General features: G+C 46.4%; 1 protein-coding gene. It reads left to right on the top strand.

What is annotated here, in order from left to right; translation table 11 throughout:
* Positions 1-72: 72 nt before the first annotated feature.
* Positions 73-1259 (top strand): IS256 family transposase (locus IEY11_RS14555; RefSeq protein ID WP_188886900.1); only part of this gene is annotated, 1187 nt, incomplete at its 3' end.

The following is a 1259-nucleotide window of genomic DNA, read 5'->3' on the forward strand; positions in this document are numbered from 1 at the left end:
GACGCCATCCCAAATTTTGTGTAAACCTCTGCGAAGGTGTAAAATAGAGATATAACCGTGGAGGGAAGCAAAATGCCAGTAAAGAAACGAACACCGAAAGAGAATGCACGAAGATCAAAAATCCGAGAGCTGCTGGATATGAGCAACATCACCAGCATGGATGACATCCAAAATCTTTTCAAAGAAACAATTGCCGAATTCATGGAAGACGGTCTGGAAACTGAACTGGATGATGAATTGGGGTATAGCAGGTACGATTATTGCAACAAAAATACCGAAAACAGCCGCAATGGCCACAGCAGTAAGACACTTCGCACCAGTTTCGGCGATGTAGAAGTAGCAGTTCCGCGGGATCGCAAGGGTGAATTTGAGCCGCAGCTGCTGAAAAAGAATCAAACCAGTATCAGTCAGGATATCGAGGAGAAGATTCTGTCGATGTACGCCAAAGGCATGACAACCGGCGATATCGAAGCACATATCCATGATATTTACGGCGTAGATGTCTCTGATACGACGGTAAGTCGCATTACGGATAAGATTCTGCCTGTCGCAAAGGAATGGCAGCAGCGGCCGCTGGAGGCGGTCTACGCGGTAGTATTTCTGGATGCGATCCACTATCATGTGCGCAGCGAGGGACACATCGTGAAGAAGGCTGTCTATATCGCGATTGGCATTGATCTGGACGGGCACAAAGATGTTCTCGGCATGTGGGTTGGTGAAAACGAAAGCGCAAAATACTGGGCAACTGTACTGAACAGTCTGCGCAACCGTGGGATTGAAGATATTTTTATCGCCTGTACGGACAATCTGTGTGGCTTTTCTACGGCAATTGAGGCAGTTTTTCCCAAGACTGAGATTCAAAACTGTATTATTCATCAGATTAGAAATTCCAGCAAATATGTATCTTACAAGGATTTGAAAGCGCTTATGGCTGATCTGAAGGCGGTTTACGCTGCGGTTGATGAGGATGCGGCATTGATGGCGCTGGATACCTTTTCGGAGCACTGGGATAAGAAATATCCCACTATTTCGCAGTCCTGGCGGGAAAACTGGGCAAATCTCAGCACTTATTTCAAATTTCCACAGGAGCTTCGCAGACTGATTTATACGACCAATGCAATTGAAGGTTTTAACCGCCAGCTTCGCAAGGTAACAAAAGCGAAATCCGTGTTTCCGACTGATGAGAGTCTGTTCAAAATGCTGTATCTGGCAATGATGGATATTACCAAAAAGTGGACCGGCCGCCGTCAGGACTGGAG

The organism is Butyricicoccus faecihominis (genome assembly GCF_014648015.1).
Lineage (GTDB): Bacteria > Bacillota > Clostridia > Oscillospirales > Butyricicoccaceae > Agathobaculum > Agathobaculum butyriciproducens.